The following is a 23,479-nucleotide window of genomic DNA, read 5'->3' as shown; positions in this document are numbered from 1 at the left end:
TTCATTCAACTCCCGTAACCGTATTTATAGAGTAGCCGGACCAGAACCCGAAAACCGTGCATCAGGTCTGCTTCAGCTGTATATTCAAGTGGATTATGACTGATACCGTCCTGACTCGGCACAAAGATCATGGCTGTTGGACAAGCCGGCTGAAAAATCTGCGAATCATGTCCCGCGCCGCTTGGCATTAACCAGTAGGACAACTGTTCCTGCTCACAGGTATCCTGAATGTCTGAGATCATCTCTGCATTCATAGGAATGGGTGTCACCGACAGATGTTCTTCCCAGTCCAGTCCGAGCTGCTGCTCGGCTGCAATTCGACTAAATGCCTGGAGCATATCCTGCCAGCAGCGATCAATACTCTCCTGCCGGATATGGCGGATATCCAGTGAAAACACCGCCCTTGCTGCAACCACATTCCCAACACCCGGATCAGCTGTGATTCGCCCAACCGTGGCTACGAGCGGTTCTCCTGCTTCCAATGCGATATTCCTTACCGCAGCAATCATCTCGGCTGCTCCGGCAAGTGCATCCTTGCGCCAGGACATCGGCGTCGTCCCCGCGTGATTTGCTTCTCCGCTTACCGTAATACTGAACCGCTTCTGACCTACAATGTCGGATACAACTCCAATCGAATGCCCGAGACGTTCCAGAACCTGACCTTGCTCAATATGAAGCTCAATAAAGGCACCATAATTTTTCGCGGCCGGTCTATATGCACTATTGGGCCCAAAACCCGCATCTTGGATCGCTTGTGCAAAAGTAATACCGTCTTGATCCTTCAAATGCACTACATCTTCCAGAGCCGTTATTCCTGTTATACTGCGTGAACCCCAATACGCAAAAGGAAAGCGACTTCCCTCTTCTTCGCATAACGACACCACTTGAAGTGTGCGCCTCGGTGCTCCGAAATGCTTCTGCAAATACTCCAAAGCAAGAACACCTGCCACCACACCGTAAGCACCATCATATTTGCCGCCATACACCACAGTATCAATATGTGATCCGGTCACTACCGGTAATTCTTCAGCACCAGTCGCTGATTCCTCACCCTCGCCCTTGAGTGTGCCATACAGATTACCGGACTGGTCGAACTCGGGAGACAGCCCTTTCTCCTGCATTTTGGCAGCAAGGGCACCTTGTGCTTCACACCAAGCCGCGTCATACAACAGTCGTGTGACGCCGCCCTGTGCGTCTGCACCATATGTCGATAGCCAGTCAAGCATGGCTTGCAGCTCCACCTGTTCTACATTTGGCAAAGGAAGAGGTGCGTTTGTACCGGATGACCGGTATACTCCAGACTCCGTCATGGCGTTTCCTCCGTTCCCGCTTCGATGGGACTAAAAGAGTAAGCCGCAATGTGTTGCCCGATTGGTTTGGGAGATAACCCTGATTCCGAGTTGTAGACGCGCTGCCCACGGCAAAATACGTCTGCAATCTGACAGTTAAATGTACGTCCCACATAAGGGCTCTGTTTATGCGTATAGAGCAGATCCTCCGTATTCAGGGTTGTGCTCTTCTCCCAGTCAATCAGAACCAGATCTGCATCTTTGCCAATTGCAATCTCTCCTTTGTTCTCCAGACCAAGCCTTCTGGCAGGTTGCAGGGAGAGCACTCTTCCGAGCAACGGAAGTTCGATATCACGCTGAAGATGTCCATCCTCCAGCATAATTAGCAGTGTGCTTTGTGCCCCGGATATGCCGCCCCAGATTTCAAAGAAGTTATCAGATTGTTTCATGGATGGAGGACATGGCGAATGGTCTGAGGCAATAACATCAATTAATCCTGACGTCAGTGCATCCCATAACTGCTCCTGTTCAGATGAGCTGCGAAGCGGTGGAGCGCATTTCGCTACAGCACCCAATCGGACCACATCCTGATCGGTCAGCGTCAGATAATGAGGGCATGTCTCCGAAGTGACATTCTGCCCACGCCGTTTTGCCGCTGCAATCAAGTCCAGTGCTTCCCGGGTACTAATATGCACAAAATGCAGCGCACATCCGGTCTGTTCACCATATTTCAACGCCCGGGCAACCGCAACGCCTTCGGCTTCAACAGGACGGGACCGGATATAATCCATCGGTTCAGTCTTTCCCTCAGCGATACTTTTCGCACCGAGTTCGGCAACGATGCCTTCGTCCTCTGCATGAAGTGCAAGCACACGGTTTAAAGTTGCAATTTCATTCATCCCGTCCAGCAGCGTATGGTCATCGGCTCTGGCAAAGATGTCTTCCCCTTCTCCACCCGGCTCGGACATAAATGCCTTGAATCCGGCTGCACCCAGCCGTGACAGTGGAGCAAGTTCCTCACGATTGCCGGGAACCAAGCCTCCCCAGAAGGCATAATCGACATAGGATTGGTCTGCCGCTGCTTTCATTTTCATTTCCCATGCTTCCGGTCTTGTGGTTGGCGGTACGCCGTTAAGTGGCATATCGACATAGGTCGTGATTCCCCCTGCGGCAAGGGCTGCCGAACCCGATCGGAATCCCTCCCAACTGGCGAGTCCGGGTTCATTGAAGTGTACATGAATGTCCACGACACCCGGCATCACCGTAAGGCCTTCAGCTTCTATAATCCTAGTCGCTTCGCCAGCGGCCAGCCGTGTGGATATGTCTGTTATTTTTTCACCAGTAATGCCAATATCCAGTTGCTCTACCCGATCTTTCAGCACCACCCGGGCCCCCCGGATGATGGTATCAAATGTTGTCATATGGATGACCCTCCCCCTGAATCAGAACCGGATGTGTGCATATTCAGCTTCCCCGGTATGTACTGTAACCTCCTGGAGCAATCAATAATGGAATATGGTAATGGCTTGAGGCATCAGATACAGCAAAACGAATCGGAACAATCGTCCATAGCGCCTGTCCCAGCTTCTCCAACGAACGCTGTTCGTAATAACTCTCGACATGGAATTGAAGCTCATATATCGCTTGCTCCAGCTTGCCGCCATCCAGCAGCGGCATATCCAAACGCCCATCCGCATTCGTCACCGACTCCGCAACTTTTGTCTTGTTTTCCTGCTCTCCATCCCTCTTCAGGGTATACAGCTCGATCCGAACACCCGCAGCAGGCACGCCTTTGGATGTATCCAGCACATGTGTTGTAATTCGTCCACCAGATATCGACATCAGACGTCACCTTCTTTCACGGAGTCACGGCCGTCTGTTCCCAGATCATCCCTTGTCATCGAGAAACCCTGGAATCCATATGGTGGTCTCGGCTCGGTAAATACTTTGCCTTCTCCCTCTTTCACTTCCTCCAGCACTGTCTCCCATGTCCGATTGTTGGATTCAAATGAAACCTCACTCAGTTGCTCGAATCGGCTTAACAACCTTCGTCCAATCTGGTAGATCAGATGTTGAATGGAAGCGGATCGACACTCATGAAATACCGCAGCAGCCAAATCTCTGACCTGTTCCGCCGCTACATACCGTCCACGCTGATCGTCGATGCCATCCCTCGAATCTTCATAACGCCAATTGATGTTCAGGAAAATAAATAACGGTCGATCCCATGTCTCTGGAAGAGTGGTATATTCATCCTGCATAAATCCGGCAAATTCACTGCCTTTGACCTTGATCAGTCTCAGATCGGCTACACCACTGAAATGGTTGCTTAGTTCAATCGAGTCTCCTGTTCGTTCCGCTTCCACCGCAGCTGTCGCACGATCATTCTGCGAATAACGAAATACGAGCGCACTCGGTCGATAACTCCCTTCTAATCCAATGGGTATATCTTCAAAAGGAATCTGGTCCGCTGTCATCTGAACCTTGCTCATCTGCGGATACGTCTCCAGGAAACGCCGACTTACCAGCGCAAGAAATCCTTCCACCGTCGCTCCTGTGTAATCCGCTGCATGTTTGAGAATAAAATTTTTCATCGAATCGGTTGCGACCACCAGCGAATTATCCCCTTCTGCAAAAGAAGGCAAGAATTCATCGCCCTGCACAGCGACCTTAATGTTCAATCCAAACAGAATATTGCTGCGTCCCATAAAAGGAGATTCCGGAATGGACTGTATACCCGTCAATGGCTTGGCGTAGGAACGGTACATCCACACATCCCCTTTGCCGTAATACATGGTCCGCTGCTGCAATGCGGCTGGCTTGCTCACGAACTCATGTTCATGACCGATCTGTGCAAGCCACTGCTCCAAGCGAATGCCCGCAATCTTGAATACTTCCTTCAATGCAGTCTCGAATTCTTCTTCCCTGCCTCGGCGATGACGTTGCCTCATGGATTCGAGGATGGAGCTTGCGGTATGGCCTTTTACGGCCAATATGAAAGGAAAGCCAAATTGGCTTGTATATGCTTTGTTTAAATGTTGAAGTTCGTTATATTGCTCCTGTGAGAGTGAATCAAGCCCTGCACCAGCCTGCTCCTGAACGGAGTTGCTGCTCATGCTGATTCGTGCTCCAAGATCTGGGTGATTTCGAAACAACTGCAACTTCACCTGGTCATCCGATGCCTGAACCACGTTTTTCATCACTTTCATCATCTGTTCAAATGAATCAAAAGGTCGTAAAAGCCCGGAACGCTCAGCCACCCATGGTGATTCCTCAAATAAGCCGCCAAACGTATGCACAAACTGCGTGATAGACCAGTTGTTAACAAGTTTAATGAAGTCGCTCATGTTAGAACCTCCGGTCTGTTGTGGATTATTGTTCTTCATTCTAAGTGTCGTTCAATGTCGCGACAACAATATTTACGCAATTTTGTAATATAACATAACATCAGAGTTGTGATTTGTTTGCTGTGCACGGGAAGATCAGCTTTTGTTGTCCTCAAACATGAAAAAACCGCACTCCATCAAGGGAATGCGGTTCTTGGGGGTCTGACCCGGTAGCATTGTCATGTTGCACAATGTGCGGTCTAGAGTTGGACATTGTGTGGTCTTGTAGCTGCTTTGTCCCGTACAAACTTGCGGAAGGTGAATACCAGCTTTAATTTAAGCAGATCATTTGTTTTCTTAAAGTCCATTTGCAGCAAGCTGCCGACTTTCTCCATCCGATAAGTGACCGTGTTGCGATGCACAAACAGTTGCTTGGCAGCTTCATTGATCAGTCCATCATTCTCGATAAAGGACTCCAATGTATTCATCAATACCTGATTGGGATCACCGTCCCTGGCAAGCAGTGGTTCGAGTACTTTATTACAGTAGTTCTCCATAATGTTATCCGGTACGTGTTGGAACACATAGGCAAATTCGAGCATTTCAAATCGCAACGCACGGTCTTTCATGCCGAACCGACGAGCCAGTTGTCGTGTATCCAGACACTCCTGGTATGCTTCACGGAGCGATTTGGGTTCATGTTTCATTTTGCTGATCCAGAAACGCGGAGCCGGTGCCCCTTTTGCTTCTTGTGCTGCCAGAACATCACCGAACCGGTTCAACAGAAAACCTGACAGTTCCTCTCCATAATCTCGCCCTGTTGGACAGGTGTAGATGGACAGAATGCCATCCTCAATCTGAAAATGCTGTGAGGCCGTGAATTGCATTAGCGGATTGTATTGTAATTCGCGATGAATCTGTTTAAGTAGCTTTCCTTCGGAAAACAGAGTCGATTCAAGCGTAATCAATACGCACTGATAAGTTCCCTGGAATAGATGTACACCTTTGTTTTCACTCAAAGTGGTCAATTCCTGGATGGTCATTTTGTTATCTAGATACTGTGAAAGCAGCGTACGCATCTCATCTTGCACAGTCGGATTAATATGCTCGCGATAAGTCATATCCATATAAAATGCCAGTACATCGGCAGCCTGCTGGAACAGCTCTTCTTCTGCCCGAAGGGATAAGGCTGAATCGGTAAACACAAGCAACGATCCGTATTCTTCATCATTTTGCTTAATTGGTACGCGGTGACAGCTTCCTTGATTCCATTTCACTCGATGCATGACGGATTTCCAAGGCCAGCCCTGTGTTACAGCATCCCCTGCAATGCCTTCACTACCATACAGCACATGCCCACGAGAACCAATGACGGCAATCGGATAGTTCAGCACCGTGGCAAGTTCGGCAAACACATTCCGGTGTGGCTGCTGTTGCAGTGCAAACTGCATTAATTTCTTTTGCTTCTGCACGACCTCATTGAGTAATCGGTTACTACGTTCATGTTCAGCCTTGAATAAGGCATTCATCTGGTCGGAGAAGGTGAATTGAAAGGGAAGCTCAAGCAGCGGCAAACGAAGTCGATCGGCTTCCTCGACAATGCCTTGGGGAATGGACTGCCAGAAGCGTCCCAGCTTGATGCCGAGTCCTGCACAGCCGCGTTCATTCAATCGTCGCATCAAACGTAATGCATCTGTTTCACTGTCTTTCATAATAAAAGCGGTGGTGAACAACATTTCTCCGGATTTGATCCAATCCGCGATATCAGGAGCGTCCATGACGTTAACGGATTTCATCATCCGTGAAGTCCCTTCTCCACCCGCAACCAGTTTGGCCTCTGACAACGGGTATACCTGTAAAGCCTCTTTAACCGTAAGTTGCATGGACACTACCTCCCATATATATAACACAATATCGTGTTATTCTCGTTTCAACATACTTAATTCTGGATTATACTTCTAATTAAATCTATATTCATCCATTTAATTTCGTTTATTGTTAAGTATTATAACATCAAATTCCGGAATAAAGCTTACACGGCAAAAAAATAAAACCTATGACCTAATTACAGCGTACTTTCCTGTAATCGGCATAGGTTTTTAGATCAGATTTCCATTGTTTCGTGATTCATCCATAATTTCATACGGGATAATACATCTTTGATATTAAGCGGTTTGCTGAGATAGTCCGAAGCACCTGCTGCAATACATTTCTCCCGATCCTCTTTCATGGCTTTGGCTGTCAGTGCAATAATCGGAAGCTGGGTCATGCCAAGTCGTTCACGGATCTGGCGAGTCGTCTCATAACCATCCAGTTCCGGCATCATAATATCCATCATGATGATATCAGGTTTGACTCCTCCACGCTCCAACAATTCCAGACACTCGTACCCGTTCTGGGCTGAGATGACATTCATACCGTATTTCTCAAGGGCGTTAGCCAGGGCATATACATTACGTATATCATCATCAACGACAAGTACTTGGCGTCCGCTGAGCAACGCTTCTTCCAGAGATGTCAATAAAACATCCGATTGTCCGGAAGTCATTGAAGGAAGCTTATTGATCTCAGGTGTAGTGGTAGCCACCTCATTCAGGAACAACCGCGATGCATTCATAGTCTCAGGTTCATCTCTTCGCAGTGGCAGGAATAGCGTGAACACGCTGCCCTGCCCCTCACGACTTGTAGCCGAGATTGAACCACCCAGCAAATTCGCAAGCGATTGAGAGATGGACAGGCCAAGTCCGGTCCCCCCGTATTTACGTGCTGTAGCTCCATCCGCCTGTTTGAAAGCATCGAAGATCTGCACGAGTTTGTTATCCGCAATCCCGATCCCAGTATCACTGACGGAGAACGCAATCACGTCTGTCTCTTGGCCTTTCGCTTCAGGGTTCGCCAGACTCATTCTGGAGATGTTTAAGGCAACTTCACCCTCACTCGTGAACTTGAATGCGTTCGAGAGCAGGTTTCGGAGAATCTGATGCAATCTCATCTCATCCGTCACGATCGTTTCCGGTAAAGGACTTTGGAGCTGAATCCGGAAATCCATTTTTTTCTGTTCCGCTGTTTTCAGGAAATACTGGTTCATGACTTCAGGAACACTGCCCAGATAGACATCATCGAAATCCACTTCCATCTGTCCGGCTTCCACCTTGGATAGATCCAGAATATCATTGATCAGATTCAGCAGGTCTTTTCCTGATTTGTGAATGACTGAAGCATAGTTCTGCTCTTCACTATTCAAGTGTTGATTTTTATTTTCAGACAATATCTCAGATAAAATCAACATGCTGTTGAGCGGTGTCCGCAGTTCGTGGGACATGTTCGCCAAGAATTCGGATTTGTACCCCGAGCTCGTTCGTAACTGATCCGCCACAACCGAAAGTTCATTGGCTGATGTCTCTGCAGCACTCTTCTGTACTTCCAGACGATCGTTCAGCATATGAAGCTCTTCGGTCTGCATCTGCAGTTCCTCCGTCTGAGACAGCATTTCTTCGGTCTGAGCCTGAAGTTTCTCTGATTGTGTCTGTAATTCTTCATTCAGAACTTGTGACTCATCATATAATTGCTGTAACTCCATTCGAGTGACGGTCGAGTGTAGTGAAACACCAAAAATATCCGTCAGTTCTTGCATCAGCTTCATATCATTCTCTTGCAACGGCTTCATTGAAGCAAGCTCGATTACCGCAATCGTTCTACCTTCGAAGAGGACCGGTACGACAGTAAGTGATGTGGCAGATGTATACCCGAGACCCGAAGAGATTCGGATATAGTTCTGGGGCAGATCATTCATGCGTAAAACTCGCTTCTCCACAGCACTTTGACCTACAAGCCCCTCACCCGGGGCAAGCGACACTTTACCGAGCGAACGTTCTTTCTCTCCATCCCCAGCATATGCAGCCACGCGCAGCAGTCGATTGTCTTTCCAGTAATATAAGACGCTATATGGAACTTCAAACAACACGGCTAGCTCGTTCAGGAACAAGCGGGACAATCCCTCCAGATTGGTCGGGTTCTGTAAGAGTGTGGCAATCCCTGTAATCTGGTCCTTGACCCGATTCTGTTCCTGTACTTCATCAAGTAATTTGTTGGTTTCGTGGCCCAGGTCTCCCACTTCATCATGTGTCCGCACCTGAATTCGCTGCTTCAGGTTTCCACCTTTGGAGATATCACTGATAGTCTGCATAACATCTCGCAACGTTTTGACGATATTTCCTGATATCACAATCGCGGCTGCAATGGATAATGCTGCAATAATACCCCACAGCGTGTACATAATCGTCAGCAGTGTGGAGCTGCGTCTGGCAAGTTCAGTAACCCTCGCCTCGGTCAGAGCGATCTCTGTGTTGCGAAAGGTTGTAAGTTGAGAGCGCAGTAGATCAATTTCAGTTTTACCCGGATCAGATTGAAAGAATGCAACTACTTTCGCTTGATCCCCTTGCTTTTTCAAGTCCACCGACGGCTCCCCAGCGATCTCAATCCAGCGTGTAATATGAGCTTTGATGCTTTGCAGACTCTGCTGCTGTGAAGGATTATCGCTAATGAGAGCATTCAACTGATTATAGTTGGAACTCCATTGGGATAGGCCTTGGGAATAAGGCTCCAAGTAACTTTCATTGCCTGTAATCATGAACCCACGCTGTCCTGTCTCCATGTTCAAGACATTTTTTTCAATCGCGTTGGTCAGATTATGTACTTCCAGATCATGATGGGAGATAAAGTCATTTTCCTTCTGTAACACATTAATTTGGGCCGTAAGCACTAGCAGAACAGCACCAAACAAAAGCACAACCACAAGATAGCCAAATAAAATTTTGGAGCGTATCGTAAATCTTCTCGTTTTTGACAACGCGGAAACCTCCAAATATATACGTATCCCATTCAATTAAATTAAAACGGTGCATATGTAGTTTATATGTATACGTATAGTCTGACAAGCTTTAAGTTCATCGGTAAGCATGAGAAAAACGACCTGCTTCTGCAGGTCGTCCTCTTCATTGATCTATATTGCTCATTATGGCTGATTTTAGGCCTTTGGAGCGATCATTTTGGCTGGATCGACATATTGATCAAATTGCTCTTCGGTAAGCAGGCCGGTTTGTAACGTCGCCTGTTTCAAGGACAAGCCTTCTTTATGTGCAAGCTTCGCAATTTTGGCTGCATTCTCATAACCAATATGCGGATTAAGCGCTGTAACCAGCATAAGCGAGTTGTTAAGATTATGTTCAATCTGATCCAGGTTAGGCTCAATGCCTACGGCACACTTGTCATTAAACGCAATAATGGAGTCCGCCAGGAGTTGCACGGATTGCAAGAAGTTATAGATGATAACCGGTTTGAATACATTCAGTTCAAAATTACCCTGACTTGCCGCGAAACCAATCGCTGCATCATTACCCATGACCTGCGTAACCACCATAGTAATGGCCTCGCTCTGAGTTGGGTTGACTTTACCCGGCATAATGGAACTGCCTGGCTCATTCTCAGGAATACGGATCTCGCCCAATCCACTACGAGGACCACTGGCCAACCAGCGAACATCATTGGCAATTTTCATCAAATCAGCTGCAAGCGCTTTAACCGCACCGTGCGCATATACAACTTCATCATGACTTGTAAGTGCATGGAATTTGTTTGGTGCAGATACAAAATCTTTCCCCGTATGCTTGCCAATCTCCTTGGCAGTGAAGTCACCAAAGTCCGGATGCGCATTAATGCCCGTTCCGACAGCTGTACCGCCGATCGCAAGCTCCTTCAGGTACTGTACACTTTCACGGATCATACGCTCACTCTTGCCCAGCATGGCTTCCCAACCACTGATCTCCTGGCCAAGCGTAATTGGTGTTGCATCTTGGAGGTGGGTACGTCCAATCTTGATAATATCCTTGAATGCCTCCGACTTGTCTGCAAAAGTAGCTTTTAATACCGCAATGGCTGGCAAGAGTTGATCCTCAACAGCCAGAACACCTGCGACATGCAGAGCCGTTGGGAATGTATCGTTGGAGCTCTGGGACATATTCACGTCATCATTTGGATGCAGACGCTCTTCCTTGCCCTTTTGCTCCAGAAGTTGGTTCCCCAGATTGGCAATCACTTCGTTCACGTTCATATTGGATTGCGTTCCGCTTCCCGTCTGCCATACTACCAGTGGGAAATGGTCATCAATTCGGCCTGCAATGATCTCGTCTGCTGCATAAGCAATAGCATCGGACTTAGCCGCAGATAATTTACCTAATTTATGGTTACTGGCCGCAGCACTTTTTTTCAAAATGGCAAGGGCACGGATAACTTCCATCGGCATATGTTCATTGCCAATCGGGAAGTTCTCCTTGCTGCGCTGCGTCTGAGCTCCCCACAGCCTGTCGGCTGGTACTTTCATTTCGCCTAACGTATCTCTCTCAATGCGGTATTCCACTTGCTTGTCCTCCTCCAAAAAGATGGTTTGGGTCTCTACAAAGCTTGTGTATCTCGTCATATTATACATGATTTACGAGCAGGTTTTCACCTTTTTGACAAAATTGTAAGCGTAGCTCAAAATGAGCGTGAATTATTTTTGTGACGCAATGGGATACAATCGGCTGCTCTGTTCGAATAGTTCACCTGGTTCCAGACCGATCAATCCGATTTCTTCTGCAGGGATGCCTTCAACATTAGGAGCGTTAACCAGGTTCATCTGTGGTTCAGGACAGAAGAATTCGCCACCCATGTTATTGTTCCAGATCATCCAGTGCTTGTAGGAGGTACCCACATCGTAGACCAGTATGTCTCCAGTACGGTGATCCGTAAGTTCCATATAGTTACGTCCATTCTGAGGCTCCGCAGTGTAATGATTATCCATGGCAGCAAAGAACGGACTTACCCCGTCTTTCTTCAATTGTTCTTCCTCAGGTGTAAGCGGTTGAAATTGTCCTGTTGGCAGAGAACGCTCGTTCAATTCACGACGTTGTCCAATCGTAACTTTGGCCGTGTAATCCGAGGCTTGACTGTCCGGTGCAAAAGGTACAGCAATCGCCGTGTGGAATGCAAACAAATTCGGCATATATTCAGTCCCGTTGTTGCGGACGATCAATTGCTGCTGAAGTCCTTGGCTGCTCAAAGAGTAACGAAGCGTCACCGTGAACGTAAACGGCAAGTACTTATAGAATGTATGTCCTTCTTTCACGTCCTGACTAAGCAACACATAACTCTCCAGCTGATCAGAACCGTATCCCTCGACCTTCCACTCGGTATCATGCAAAAATCCATGCAAATGGTTACCCGTAGTCGGTTCGTTCACAGGCAACTGATAGACTTTACCATTCCAGGGGAAACGTCCATCCTCATAACGGTTCGGTGGCGAAAGAATCGGAATTCCATAGACCGCAGGTGCAGCCATAAATTCATCCATCTGATCCTGATTCGGCTCTCTCAAGTAACGGAAACCCTTTTCTGTATCACGGAAAGCAACGAGGTTGGCACCCACGCTTGGAATAACCGCCGCTTCAAACTGATTAAAACGAAGCCAAACGGCCGGAATCCCTCCAAATTGTTCTTCAAATGCTGCATTTTGCTGTGTCATCGTTATATGTACCTCCTGCATACTAAGGTTATATTATACGGCTCGACTATATCATGCCCGAGCCCAAAATACCAATCTATGATAGAGAACAAATTCATGATTGAGCCACAAAAAAGACAGCTGCAAACGGCTGCGGCTGTCTCTGTCACCATTCATATCAGGGTTCAATTAATCCACATATTTGCCGTGATCCGGCACAGTGCTCTCTTCAAAGTCCAGATCAAGCCGCTTCAAGGATTCACTCAGCATATCTCCGCTCAAGGCATGCCCATGCCCGGTAATCGCAAGTTTCGGTTCCAGATGCCTTATATGCTGGACAGATTGATGTGCTGCCTGCCAATCGGTTGTGAAATAGGACGGCGGTCCATGCAACTGTTTGTCCTGAAGCAAAACACTCCACAGCGATTCCTGCTTCACCGTAATGATCGCGTCTCCAGCAATCAGCAAACGATCCGCTTTCCGAAATAGTGACACATGTCCGGGTGTATGACCTGGTGTGTGCACCCATTCCCATCCCGATACGCCTGGAACGGAATGATCTTTGGGTAGACTGAATATCCGATCATCCAGATTGATTGCCTCATTGGGATAAGCGAATGACAATCTGGACATTAAACCTCCACCTACAGAAGGGTCCGCTGGTGGGTAATCTTTCAATCCCGTTAAATACGGAATTTCAAGCGGGTGAGCATACACGGGTACACCCCAAAATTGTTCCAGCTCAATAACGGTTCCTACATGGTCGAAGTGACCATGTGTCAATATGATCGCAGACGGTGGACCTTGAAAACGTTCGCTTGCAACCTGAACAATATGATCCGTGAACCTCGCCATTCCGGTGTCCACGAGGACCCAGTTCCTGCTTCCTGGCTCTCCGATGAACACGACATTAACGAATAGTGTACGCAAACTGAGAATATCGGGCGCGACTTCTTCAAGCCCCGTCAACCCTTCTGTAATCAGATTGTCAGATGCCATTCACGGTTACCTCCCAATAGGCGGATTGTCTCTCTGGTTCCATTCATCTCGTAGACTTCCCTTTTCTGGATCATCTATTCAACATAACCAATAAAATAGACGGTATACACCCTGTTTCGGGCATACACCGTCTAGTATAGTCATCAACACGACACAATAGAACAAGAATATCTCGGCTAGTTAAGCCGGATATGCCTCCAATGCAGCATCGAGCAATTGATTGTACAGATCGTCATCATTCTCAAGCAGCTCGTCCATACGAAGCAACTCATCTTCATCACCGGATTGCTCCGTGAAATGTAAGCTGTAGTCCCAGTCTTTTCCGTTCTTGCTCATGAAAGTAATCTCATACACGGACTTTTCGCCTTCTGTGCGGTAAACGGTATTTCCCACGTACCCTTTTTCACCTTCACGGCGCATTTCAACACTTATAATTTCAATATTCACAATCATTCTCTCCTTTAATCTTTCATCTACAGTCGGTCTCCAACATTTCTGGTAAACCTAGTTTGGTAATTATTATTGGTTAATTGTACAATATATAACGTAGCAACGTATACCTTATTCAATGAAGGAACCATTCTGAGTCCTTACATCGTTGTAATGAGGACTATAATACGTGTTTGAACAACATCTATAATAGCCAACAAGCTACGATATTATTATCACATTGGAGGAAAAAATAGCATGAATACTTTTGAAACGAATCTGCAGCAATATGCTGAACTGGCTGTACAAGTTGGTGTCAATGTCCATCCTGGACAGACACTCGTGGTTAACGCTCCAATCTCGGCAGCACATTTTGTACGACTGATTGTCAAAGCAGCTTACGGTAAAGGTGCGAAATTGGTCAAAGTAAACTGGAGCGATGAAACCGTTACACGTCTTCATTACGATCTTGCACCTGATGAAGCCTTCTCCATTGAACCGAAATGGTTTGCAGCTGAAATGACTGAACTCGTTGAAGAAGGTGCCGCTATTCTGCACGTCATCGCTGAAAATCCGGATCTTCTGAACGGTGTAGCTCAGGAACGCATTATTACTAACCAAAAAGTACGCGGCAAAGCGCTCGAAAAATATCGTTCTTATCAGATGGCTGACAAATTCAGCTGGTCTATCGTAGCCGTTCCTTCTCCGGAATGGGCAGCTAAAGTGTTCCCGGACCTGCCGGAAGCACAACAAGTGGACCGCCTGTGGGATGTTATTTTCAAAACAGTACGGATCGGTGAACAGGATGCTGTTGCCGAATGGAAAACCCATTTGCAAAATCTCGATTCCCGCGCTGATCTGCTGAACAACAAGAAATACAACAAGCTTCACTATACAGCTCCAGGCACAGACTTGACCATCGAACTTCCAGAAGGCCATATCTGGGTATCCGGTGGAAGTGTGAATGAGCAAGGACATGTCTTTATTGCCAATATGCCTACCGAAGAAGTATTCACGGCTCCGCTGAAAACGGGTGTTAACGGTACAGTGCGAAGCACGAAACCACTGAGCTACGGCGGCAACCTGATTGACGGTTTCTCACTAACATTCGAGAACGGCCGAATCGTTGACTATACCGCCGATCAAGGTCTCGATGCACTCAAAAACCTGATCGAGATGGATGAAGGTGCACACTATCTGGGTGAAGTAGCCCTCGTTCCACATCAGTCCCCAATTTCCGATACCAATATTTTGTTCTACAATACTCTATTTGATGAAAATGCCTCCAACCATTTGGCGATTGGTAATGCCTATGCCTTCTGTCTGGAAGGTGGTAAAACGATGTCCAAAGAAGAGTTGATTGAACGTGGCATGAACTCCAGTCTCACTCATGTAGACTTCATGATTGGATCCGGAGAAATGAACATCCACGGCGTGACCTCCGAAGGCGCGGAAGAGCCGATCTTCCTGCAAGGAAACTGGGCATTTTAATCCCGTTTGATGTGATTTAGGAGAGAGGAGATTACTCCTCTCTTTTCCTGCGTCAACAGGTCAACAATTCAACAATTGGAGGGAACTCATATGTTAAGTTTTGAACAAAAACTGGATCGTTACGCTGAACTTGCTGTAAGAGTAGGTGCTAACGTGCAGCCAGGGCAAGTATTTGTCATCAGTGCGATGATTGATACCGCTGAATTCGTACGTTTGCTGGTACGCAAGGGATATGAGGCTGGCGCCAAGCAGGTTATTGTAAAATACGGAGATGAAACCGTCAATCGTTTGCGGTTTGAGTTGGCCCCTGAGGAATCCTTCCAAGAGCCGCCGAAATGGCATGCAGCGGAGCTTGAAGAACTGGCGGCCAATAATGCAGCCTTCCTGACCGTGTTGTCATCCAGCCCAGACCTGATGAAAGGTATTGACCCGGAGCGGATCTCTACCCATCAGCGTACATATGGTCAGGCGATGGCCAAGTACCGTCAGTATCAACAGGCGGATAAAATGAGCTGGACGGGTGTGGCTTGTCCTTCCCCCGATTGGGCAGCCAAAGTATTCCCGGATCTCCCGGCAGCCGAGCAGGTTAGCCAGCTGTGGGAAGTCATTTTTGCTGCAGTGAGAGCCGATCTGGAGGATCCTGTAACGGCTTGGGAACAGCATATTGAACGACTGGAGACCAAAGCCGTTGCCCTGAACAACAAGAAGTATCAAGCATTACATTTCCTCTCCCCAGGAACGGATCTGACCGTTGAGCTTCCAGAAGGACATATCTGGGCACAGGCAGGTAGCGTGAATGAGCAAGGCACCCCTTTTGTCGCCAATATCCCGACAGAGGAAGTATTCACTGCTCCAGCCAAGCACGGTGTTAACGGCAAGGTGTCCAGCACCAAACCACTCAGCTATGGCGGCAGTATCATTGATCGTTTTTCACTCACATTTGAGAACGGACGCATCATTGATTTTCATGCTGAAGAAGGTCAGGATACGCTGGAAAGACTCATTTCCATGGATGAAGGATCTCATTATCTCGGCGAAGTCGCTTTGGTTCCCTTCCATTCACCGATCTCTGAGAGTGGTATCCTGTATTACACTACATTGTATGATGAGAATGCGTCGTGCCATCTTGCGATTGGCAGTTCCTATGCATTCAATATCGAAGGTGGCAAAACGATGTCTCCTGAAGAGCTTGCAGCTCGCGGCATGAACACCAGCATCACCCACGTGGACTTCATGATGGGCTCTCCCGAGACGGACATTTACGGTATCACGGCAAACGGCGAACGCGAAGCCATCTTCCTTAAGGGAGACTGGGCATTCTAACTGATTACGGAGAGTAATCTCCTGTAATGTATTTTCACTGAACAGTCGAAAAGGCTGTCTTGCAACCATGAATTCATGGTTGGCGAGACAGCCTTTTATTAATTTTCAGCAAACTTTCCCGCATGTTATACACACTTCCCTCATCTGGTTTTTCCCGGACCAACCTCCCATTGTACCGTTTCCATATTATGTTGTAAAATGTAATGATACCAATGTTTGTGGATTGTTCACCAGAAAGGAGAACATCATGGCCAATCGGCTCCAGTTATTACTAGCCTCAGATTTCCATAATTTAGGCTCTGCACTTCAAGAAGAAGTGTATTATGAATATTATAATATGGTACATGGTCTTATCGTTTATATCATCAAGGAGCGTGCTGCAGCAGAAGATATTATTCAGGAAGCTTTTATCAAAATCATTAAAAACAAACCCATCTTTGAAGACGAGGTCAAACTGAAAGCTTGGCTCAAGGTTGTCACACGGAACACAGCTATTAATTATCTGAGAAAAAATAAAAATAACCGTAACCAATTGGATACGGATAGTGTTTTTATAGATATGGAGACGATGAATCAGACGGCAGCTTCCGTGGAAAGCATGGTAGAAACGCAGATGATGGAAGAGTCCATTGAATATTATCTCAGACAGCTCAAACCGGAATATCGTGTACTGGTGGAGTTACGGTGGAAAAAAGGTCTCTCTTACCGAGAGATGGCCGAACTGCTGGATACCTCCGAAGACATTGTGAAGCAACGCTTGTTCAGAGCCCGTGGCAGTATCAAGAAGAAATTACATAAGGAATGGGGTGGAAGCATTGAGCAAAGGCAAGTCCGATAAAAACGCGGAGCGATTCGATTCAGAGCTGGAAGACGAATATTTCGACGCTGCGTTTGACCTGGCTTTTGATGAAGCTTTCCATCAGGCCGTCTCTGCCCCTTCCGCCTCCCATACCGAAGCCATGCAGCAATCCTGGCAGAAGGTAAACAGGGAAATTAACAGAATCGGTTTACGTAAAAAAAGAATACGTACCTTGCGACTTACAATCGTCGTAGCTGCGTCCGTGACCATCGGAGCCGTTATTTTCAGCCTGCCGTCCGGTACGCAAGCGGTATCCCCTTTTGTGCAATCCATCAAAGATTGGGGTAATGGCATGAAATCCATTATCATTGAGGATCGCACGACCCAACTGGGGGCTGATCCGTCAACAGCCAAAACGCCTCCACCGCCGGAAACCAGCTTAGACGACATTCTTAAAGTACAAGAAGAAGAAGCTCTTAATACACCTTCGTATGAGTTATCGAGCCATCTGTTTCGTCCAGTACTTGTTACGGAAGAGATCGCACGCGAAGGGTTCATGGGTGACTTTCTGTTATCCAATGCCATTCCCGAGCGATTCAACAAGGTCAAATTCGAACTCGTGCTTGATACTGAAAACCCTGTGAATCCAGACGATTATTATGAGTCCACACAAATGAGAGTTCAATATACCAGTGAAGGCAAGAGCATAGAGGATGAGATCATCCAGTTTGATTATGTCCATGTCATGCCTGGGGAGAAAATTGAAGGGGCCATGCTTCGTGATATGAGCACCGTAAAGCTGGCGGATGGCTCGGAAGCACTGATGTATATCGGCCCACCCTATAACTCATTTCAGTGGATGATGGGTTCCAACAATATGAGTCTGTTTGGCACCCTTTCGGAAGAAGAAATGACTGCTATTGCCAACGATTTTCAAGAGCAGAAGTTTCCCGGCAGCACCCGTCGATAAGATCAGAATAACACGGTGCCAGAGACATGTTTGCTTGTTTCCGTGGTACTTCCATCATACGCTGTATGAATACTGGTAACGCGATAATAATATCCTGGCATGACGGTCCAATCCGATGCGGCATTCAGTAAGTTTGTATTCGTTGCATTGTTGGAATTCGTTTTAAAAGTTACCCATGCTGTTCCTGTCCAGCGCTCAAGTCGATAATCTACGGAAAGTGTCTTCATTGCTGTATATGTCATGGTCTTGGTATTGACGATAGCCGATAGTCCACCCCCAGGAATGACTGCACCGACCGCTTGATAGATATGTCCAAGTTCTCGAGTGTTAGCAAGCGAATGGATGGATGGTTCTGGCGGAGGCGGAGCTGTAAGAGCACCAGAGGACACATTGATCATCGGGCTTGCAACGGCTGGTTCGGACGTAGGTATAGCCAGGATTGTTGGCACCATTAACAAGGCAACAAGGGTTGTTTTTAGTATAGATGCTGCACTCTTATTATTCATTTTCCGCATATTGATCCATCCTCCGCTTCCATACTTGATTTTGTGTAAGGGTATAAACGGACGGATCGGGTGACAGGTTTCAAAAAAAATTAGACGCTCCGATGTTTCTGTCGGCAGCGTCTTTTGTCTACGCTTGCATCTCCAGCATTGTGAAACCTAAATTACTCCATTCCGTATGTATATCAAGAATAGCTTCGTCACAGAGAGCCGTTACGCCGATGTTGTCATTCATGCACCCAAAGAATCATGAGCATGCAAAGAAGCTGTACGATGACCATTACGTCACCATACAGCTTCATCTGTTACAATTTCGATCTGGCTACGCGCCTTCTTCTTCAACCAATAGTTCCAGCTTAATCACATTTACTCGGGAAATCCGCTTATGCTCTGTCTCTTGAATGACAAATACATAACCCCCATACTCAACCGATTGACCGACCTCAGGTGGAATAGCATCTACTCTGGAGTATAACCAGCCCCCGATGGTATCGTAATCGGCACGATCCATCTCCAGTCCGAATCGTTCGCTGACTTCTTCAATCAGCATCAATCCATCAATAGAGTATTCCATCTCATCCACTTGTTCAATGGCAGGACGCTCATGGTCGAATTCATCCTGAATCTCGCCTACGATCTCTTCCATGATATCTTCAAGTGTGACAAGCCCGGAGGTTCCGCCGTATTCATCAATCAGAATCGCAATCTGTGTCTTGCTACGCTGCATTCGCTTCAGCAGATCACTAATCAGCGTGGTATCTGGCACAGCCAGGATGGGCCGGATTACGGAGATGGTATCCGTGAGTTGGGATCGCATCAGATCCTTAATGTGAATAAAGCCGATAATATGATCCTTGTCTCCGTTATATACCGGATACCTTGTTCGCATACTCTCGCTGGCAATCTCCAGATTTTCCAGCATGGACTCATTGGCATTCAGACAGATCATCTCCGTCCGCGGAATCATAATTTCACGGGCGGTTGTATCCGTAAAATCAAATATATTATCAACAAGTGCTAATTCAGTGTTATCAATTAAACCGCTCTTATTGCTTTCTTTCATCAGAATACGTATTTCATCTTCGCTATGTGCCGAGTCAATCTCCGAAGCTGGTGCTATTCGGAACAGTCTCAACAAGCCGTTAGCCATACCGTTCAGTGCCCATATGAATGGATACATTAACTTGTAGAAGAACGTTAGCAAAGCCGCAGACCACAACGTGATCGTCTCAGACTTTCGAATCGCCATCGTTTTGGGGGCAAGTTCTCCCAGTACAATGTGCAAGATCGTAATAATCACAAATGCAATGGCAATAGAGATTCCATGAACGTAGACTGGTCCCAGTCCAAATGCGGTAAACACGGGCTCTAACAGATGTGCAATTGCCGGTTCTCCCAGCCACCCGAGTCCCAGTGAAGCCAAAGTTATACCTAGTTGGCAAGCTGACAGATATGCATCCAGATTACGTACGATATTGGAAGCATAGATGGCATTTTTGTTGCCTGTTTCCACCAAAGCCTCAATCCGACTTCCACGAACTTTCACCATCGCAAATTCCGCCGACACAAAGAAACCATTCATTAATACAAGTAAACCAATTATTACTAAATTTAAAATACTCGGTAAGGGGTCACTCAAATTTTCATCCTATTCGCCGTCATTCTTCGGCAAATAGGTCCACCTCCTTCGAAAATGTAGGATATTTGCCATTCTGCCGCTCATATGCAATTTCAACTTCCCAATGCTTCCACCTCCACCTTGTTCTGTCGAATAATAAAGATATGCTTCTTTTATTATATAATTCTACACTACACAGTCAATCCGTGTCCTATGACAACGAAATGGCACAAACGCCTTTTTTCTTTAACAAAAGTCTCGATTACGCTGTTTTTTAACATTTCGCCAACAATGATCTAACCAAACTAAAGAGAGTATCCTCGCTCATGCTTCCGCATGGCTGGATACTCTCTTTTTGCAATACTGTTATTTTCTCAGATTCTATCCGCTAATTACGATGTAGACTCAATCTCCACTACGGTTTCCGAAGCGGGGTTCCAGCGCCATCTGGCTTGTTTCCCTCTTGCGTTATGCAATCCACCGATCCAGAATTCATCCTGCTTCAGCAGTGCCCAATCGACTTCTTCATTCAACACCTGAATTCCGAGTTCCGTTAGCGACAGGACTCCGTCACGGAATTTTTCATCATGCTGCTTGAAATTAGGGAAAGTGGTTGCACCGCTCATCTGAAGTAGAGCATGAGGTCCTTCTGTCATCCGCCTCAGATGTGCCCAGTATTCAAGATCACCCATTCCGAGAATATGCAGCTTGTCTCCTACCTCGCGAAATAATGGATACGGATGCTCCACACCTGCTCTAATAGTCTCCAGTGTTGTCTGCTCAATGAGTCCCAGACCGTTCGATACAGATGGCAGCCGGGACAAATGTGCCTTAAAGGCAGCTTTCGCAAAGGGTAGCGCAGAAGTATCTGCCTGCAAGTAATCCAGATGATGCCGGAAATCAGTCGACGTATAGGCTTCCCAGAACTGTGCACCGGCTTGTAACTCGTTTTTCTCAATCACATGCCAACTGCCGGACAGACGTTCAATCTGTGTGGAGGTAAGCTGTCCGAGTCCTCTAAAGTGCTCAATCTCTGGATACGAGTCAATGCAGAGCAGATTCAGTTTCGTATTCTGGAGTGCTTGTCCTCTGAAATAATGCAATAGATAAGATAACATCGTCTGATCATAGAGATCGTATTCGAACCATAAGACAATTTCCTTATATTGTTGAAACGAATGCAACTTGCGTTCAAGCTCCTCAATCTTCAAGTATTCCGCCTGTGGAATGCCCAACTGCTGCTCTAACACGGATGCCCGATTCTGCCGCTCCTTCGTAACCCCCATCTCTTTGGCTACCGGGCCAAACGTGTACAACTCTCTCCATACCAGGATGTCTCCCTGAATTCCACTCTCTCTTAAACGATTGGCAGCGTGATCCCCATTCATAATGTGTAACAATCCTTTTCCCCCTTCATACAAGTCACTGAATACAGAGACCAGATCCCTTACTGGCATAGAGCGCTTAAGTTTGGATCGGGCATCGAACAGTCTTTTCTTTAATGCAGGTACCTTCACCCCGAGGAAATCCGATATTTCCTTGAGCGAGTATCCTTCCAAATAAAACAGTTCAACAGCAATCCGCATCGATGATGGCAGTATTGAGATAGAATCACGCAGCGTACGATGCATTTCATTTTGCACCGCTTGTTTTTCCGGATCATGCGCCTGATCCTCTTCATGGAATACATGCTCCAGCTCCTGAACTGGAATCATGGTATGCTGCTTGCGTCTTAGCCAGCGATAACACTGCCTCTCCACAATCACCTTGAACCACCCGGGAAAAGCCTCAGGAGCTTCCAGCTTGGACAGATTGCCAAAGGCTTCAGTAAATGCTTCCTGAACGACATCTTCTGCCCAAAATGTATCCCCCAGTCGGTGGTAGGCAACAGCAAGTGCCATCCCGCGATATTGAGACATCAGTTGTGCGTAAGCTTCGGGTTCGCCCTTCATCGCTCCTTCAATCCATGAATTCAATGCTATGGACTCCCTTCATATAAGCATGCTGCTTGTTCTGTTCATGTATAAGTGCCATGTTATCGCCAAAAGGTTACGTATGACTCTAAACCTATAGTAACCTTAGTATATATGCTTATGTAAAAAGCTGCCCCGTTTGCGGATAACCTCCACATTCGGGACAGCCTGCAATTCACTATGTGTTAGACATGTCAAATATCAATTGAAATCGTGAAGCGCCAATTAAAATCTGCTTGGAGCTTGCGGGTAATTGCCTACCACTCCAGGATATTGATACAACAACGGCTCATCAAATGTAGCATAGTCGAAGTTGACCATCAACAGCATGATCCTTCTTCCTGTCTTCGGGTCACTGATGATAATATGATCACGGCCCGCTGCTTCAATAATACCTTGGAATATACGAGCGTTCCATTCTTTGTTGCCCTCATATGTCATGTAGAACGTACCGAATTTCCCGAGATTCAAACGTAAAATATTCTCAATGTATGACTGCTCAAACTGTGGAGCCGTTGTTGTAATCACTGCACCCGTTGGTGTCATTGGGCTTCCACTGGATACGAGTGGGGGTACACTTGTGGAGCTTGGGGACACCATCCCTGGCGTTGGTGACATGGCAGGCATTCCGTTACCGATTTTGTAAGACGTACCTTGAACCTGAGAATTGGCTTGTTGACCCAACACGGAATTCGCTTGCTGACCCAACACGGAATTCGCTTGCTGACCCAGTGTTTGAGTTGTTGGTTGATAAGGCTGATTAATCATGATGATTCCTCCCCAAATTTAATATACTTCCGGACAGTCTTCGCCTGAAGGACTGAAGAAACAATGCGCTTTGAAACGTCCTGTATTTTGCTGGTCATACCACGTTTCCGGACACTCGGCCACAGGTCGGAAGAACCACAATGAATTGCTGGCAGGCCAGAAGCGCTCTCCATTAATCACCCGTTGTGCGAGACGAATCTCGGACTGTCTTGCCCGTTGGTAAAAGTACCCCTTCTGTGTTGACTCGTAGCCTCCTGGATTCTGGAATACCATACGATTGATATCGCGAATATCCTTAAAGTCCAGACAATCCACCAGCACCCGGTTCACACTTACATTGCCCACAAGCAACATACCCTGTTCGCCGTCACCTTCAGCCTCTGCCCTCATGAGCCTAGCCAGCAGCTTGACGTCCTCTGAGTTGGCTTTAATAACAGCCATAGTCTGTTTCCTC

19 protein-coding genes are annotated in these 23,479 nt (G+C 46.9%); 4 read left to right on the top strand and 15 right to left on the bottom strand.

Annotation, left to right across the window (positions count from 1 at the left end):
- Nucleotides 1-5 precede the first annotated feature (5 nt).
- The 10 genes from D829_RS0107020 to D829_RS0106975 all read right to left on the bottom strand — a co-directional run bounded on the left by D829_RS0107020 (nt 6) and on the right by D829_RS0106975 (nt 13,598).
- Nucleotides 6-1,310, bottom strand: coding sequence for a M20 family metallo-hydrolase (locus tag D829_RS0107020; RefSeq protein WP_017688153.1), 1,305 nt, complete (start codon nt 1,308-1,310; stop codon nt 6-8).
- Nucleotides 1,307-2,710, bottom strand: coding sequence for an allantoinase AllB (gene allB / locus D829_RS0107015; protein ID WP_017688152.1), 1,404 nt, complete (start codon nt 2,708-2,710; stop codon nt 1,307-1,309). Before allB ends, D829_RS0107020 begins: the two co-directional genes overlap by 4 nt.
- A gap of 43 nt (nt 2,711-2,753) precedes the next feature.
- Nucleotides 2,754-3,131, bottom strand: a complete 378-nt coding sequence (uraH, locus tag D829_RS0107010) for a hydroxyisourate hydrolase (RefSeq protein WP_017688151.1) — start codon at nt 3,129-3,131, stop codon at nt 2,754-2,756.
- Nucleotides 3,131-4,636, bottom strand: a complete 1,506-nt coding sequence (gene pucL / locus D829_RS0107005) for a factor-independent urate hydroxylase (protein ID WP_017688150.1) — start codon at nt 4,634-4,636, stop codon at nt 3,131-3,133. Before pucL ends, uraH begins: the two co-directional genes overlap by 1 nt.
- Before the next feature lie 239 nt (nt 4,637-4,875).
- Nucleotides 4,876-6,498 (bottom strand): PucR family transcriptional regulator, encoded by a 1,623-nt coding sequence (locus D829_RS0107000; protein ID WP_017688149.1) that lies wholly within the window; start codon nt 6,496-6,498, stop codon nt 4,876-4,878.
- A gap of 221 nt (nt 6,499-6,719) precedes the next feature.
- The gene (locus D829_RS0106995; RefSeq protein WP_017688148.1) at nt 6,720-9,464 is read right to left on the bottom strand and encodes a CHASE3 domain-containing protein; all 2,745 of its coding nucleotides are present in this window, start codon (nt 9,462-9,464) and stop codon (nt 6,720-6,722) included.
- Nucleotides 9,465-9,641: 177 nt separating this feature from the next.
- Nucleotides 9,642-11,030, bottom strand: a complete 1,389-nt coding sequence (gene fumC / locus D829_RS0106990) for a class II fumarate hydratase (protein WP_017688147.1) — start codon at nt 11,028-11,030, stop codon at nt 9,642-9,644.
- Between the two features lie 132 nt (nt 11,031-11,162).
- Complete coding sequence (locus D829_RS0106985) at nt 11,163-12,173, bottom strand: aldose 1-epimerase (RefSeq protein ID WP_017688146.1); 1,011 nt, start codon at nt 12,171-12,173, stop codon at nt 11,163-11,165.
- 168 nt (nt 12,174-12,341) lie between these two features.
- A complete protein-coding gene (locus D829_RS0106980; RefSeq protein ID WP_017688145.1) occupies nt 12,342-13,151 on the bottom strand; it encodes an MBL fold metallo-hydrolase in 810 nt (269 codons plus the stop codon).
- Between the two features lie 180 nt (nt 13,152-13,331).
- On the bottom strand, nt 13,332-13,598 hold the full coding sequence (locus D829_RS0106975; RefSeq protein ID WP_017688144.1) for a hypothetical protein: 267 nt from the start codon (nt 13,596-13,598) through the stop codon (nt 13,332-13,334).
- Nucleotides 13,599-13,838: 240 nt separating this feature from the next.
- Here D829_RS0106975 and D829_RS0106970 point away from each other — a divergent pair, with 240 nt between their 5' ends.
- From D829_RS0106970 to D829_RS32355, 4 genes are all read left to right on the top strand, one after another.
- Complete coding sequence (locus D829_RS0106970; RefSeq protein ID WP_017688143.1) at nt 13,839-15,071, top strand: aminopeptidase; 1,233 nt, start codon at nt 13,839-13,841, stop codon at nt 15,069-15,071.
- Between the two features lie 90 nt (nt 15,072-15,161).
- Nucleotides 15,162-16,394 (top strand): aminopeptidase, encoded by a 1,233-nt coding sequence (locus D829_RS0106965; protein ID WP_017688142.1) that lies wholly within the window; start codon nt 15,162-15,164, stop codon nt 16,392-16,394.
- Nucleotides 16,395-16,641: 247 nt separating this feature from the next.
- Nucleotides 16,642-17,232: a sigma-70 family RNA polymerase sigma factor gene (locus tag D829_RS0106960; protein ID WP_017688141.1), complete on the top strand. Its 591-nt coding sequence runs from the start codon at nt 16,642-16,644 to the stop codon at nt 17,230-17,232.
- On the top strand, nt 17,210-18,163 hold the full coding sequence (locus D829_RS32355) for a hypothetical protein (RefSeq protein ID WP_017688140.1): 954 nt from the start codon (nt 17,210-17,212) through the stop codon (nt 18,161-18,163). The genes D829_RS0106960 and D829_RS32355 overlap by 23 nt, the downstream gene beginning before the upstream one ends.
- A gap of 2 nt (nt 18,164-18,165) precedes the next feature.
- Here the strand turns inward: D829_RS32355 and D829_RS0106950 are convergent, their stop codons facing one another.
- The 5 genes from D829_RS0106950 to D829_RS0106930 all read right to left on the bottom strand — a co-directional run bounded on the left by D829_RS0106950 (nt 18,166) and on the right by D829_RS0106930 (nt 23,466).
- Nucleotides 18,166-18,678 (bottom strand): hypothetical protein, encoded by a 513-nt coding sequence (locus D829_RS0106950; protein WP_017688139.1) that lies wholly within the window; start codon nt 18,676-18,678, stop codon nt 18,166-18,168.
- Between the two features lie 310 nt (nt 18,679-18,988).
- Nucleotides 18,989-20,305 carry a hemolysin family protein gene (locus tag D829_RS0106945; RefSeq protein WP_036660345.1) on the bottom strand — a complete coding sequence of 439 codons (1,317 nt, stop codon included), beginning with the start codon at nt 20,303-20,305 and terminating at the stop codon, nt 18,989-18,991.
- A 371-nt stretch (nt 20,306-20,676) separates the two neighbouring features.
- The gene (locus tag D829_RS0106940; RefSeq protein ID WP_017688137.1) at nt 20,677-22,260 is read right to left on the bottom strand and encodes a sigma-70 family RNA polymerase sigma factor; all 1,584 of its coding nucleotides are present in this window, start codon (nt 22,258-22,260) and stop codon (nt 20,677-20,679) included.
- 222 nt (nt 22,261-22,482) lie between these two features.
- On the bottom strand, nt 22,483-22,884 hold the full coding sequence (gene gerQ, locus D829_RS0106935; RefSeq protein ID WP_085981440.1) for a spore coat protein GerQ: 402 nt from the start codon (nt 22,882-22,884) through the stop codon (nt 22,483-22,485).
- 159 nt (nt 22,885-23,043) lie between these two features.
- Entirely contained in the window at nt 23,044-23,466 is a 423-nt protein-coding gene (locus D829_RS0106930; RefSeq protein WP_026081043.1) for a cell wall hydrolase, read from the bottom strand.
- Nucleotides 23,467-23,479: the final 13 nt, after the last annotated feature.

This window comes from Paenibacillus sp. PAMC 26794, from assembly GCF_000316035.1.
Taxonomy (GTDB): domain Bacteria; phylum Bacillota; class Bacilli; order Paenibacillales; family Paenibacillaceae; genus Paenibacillus.
The sequence above is the reverse complement of the archived record's forward strand: the minus strand, read 5'-3'. Positions and strand labels throughout refer to the sequence as shown.

Bases quoted from the DNA above. Each gene is read 5' to 3' on its own strand.
- D829_RS0106970 (WP_017688143.1), top strand. From the start codon at position 13,839: ATGAATACTTTTGAAACGAATCTGCAGCAATATGCTGAACTGGCTGTA.
- D829_RS0106960 (WP_017688141.1), top strand. From the start codon at position 16,642: ATGGCCAATCGGCTCCAGTTATTACTAGCCTCAGATTTCCATAATTTA.
- D829_RS0106965 (WP_017688142.1), top strand. From the start codon at position 15,162: ATGTTAAGTTTTGAACAAAAACTGGATCGTTACGCTGAACTTGCTGTA.
- D829_RS0106985 (WP_017688146.1), bottom strand. From the start codon at position 12,173: ATGACACAGCAAAATGCAGCATTTGAAGAACAATTTGGAGGGATTCCG.
- gerQ (WP_085981440.1), bottom strand. From the start codon at position 22,884: ATGCCTGCCATGTCACCAACGCCAGGGATGGTGTCCCCAAGCTCCACA.
- D829_RS0107020 (WP_017688153.1), bottom strand. From the start codon at position 1,310: ATGACGGAGTCTGGAGTATACCGGTCATCCGGTACAAACGCACCTCTT.
- D829_RS0106950 (WP_017688139.1), bottom strand. From the start codon at position 18,678: ATGCGGAAAATGAATAATAAGAGTGCAGCATCTATACTAAAAACAACC.
- uraH (WP_017688151.1), bottom strand. From the start codon at position 3,131: ATGTCGATATCTGGTGGACGAATTACAACACATGTGCTGGATACATCC.
- D829_RS0106930 (WP_026081043.1), bottom strand. From the start codon at position 23,466: ATGGCTGTTATTAAAGCCAACTCAGAGGACGTCAAGCTGCTGGCTAGG.
- D829_RS0107000 (WP_017688149.1), bottom strand. From the start codon at position 6,498: ATGCAACTTACGGTTAAAGAGGCTTTACAGGTATACCCGTTGTCAGAG.
- D829_RS0106980 (WP_017688145.1), bottom strand. From the start codon at position 13,151: ATGGCATCTGACAATCTGATTACAGAAGGGTTGACGGGGCTTGAAGAA.
- pucL (WP_017688150.1), bottom strand. From the start codon at position 4,636: ATGAGCGACTTCATTAAACTTGTTAACAACTGGTCTATCACGCAGTTT.
- allB (WP_017688152.1), bottom strand. From the start codon at position 2,710: ATGACAACATTTGATACCATCATCCGGGGGGCCCGGGTGGTGCTGAAA.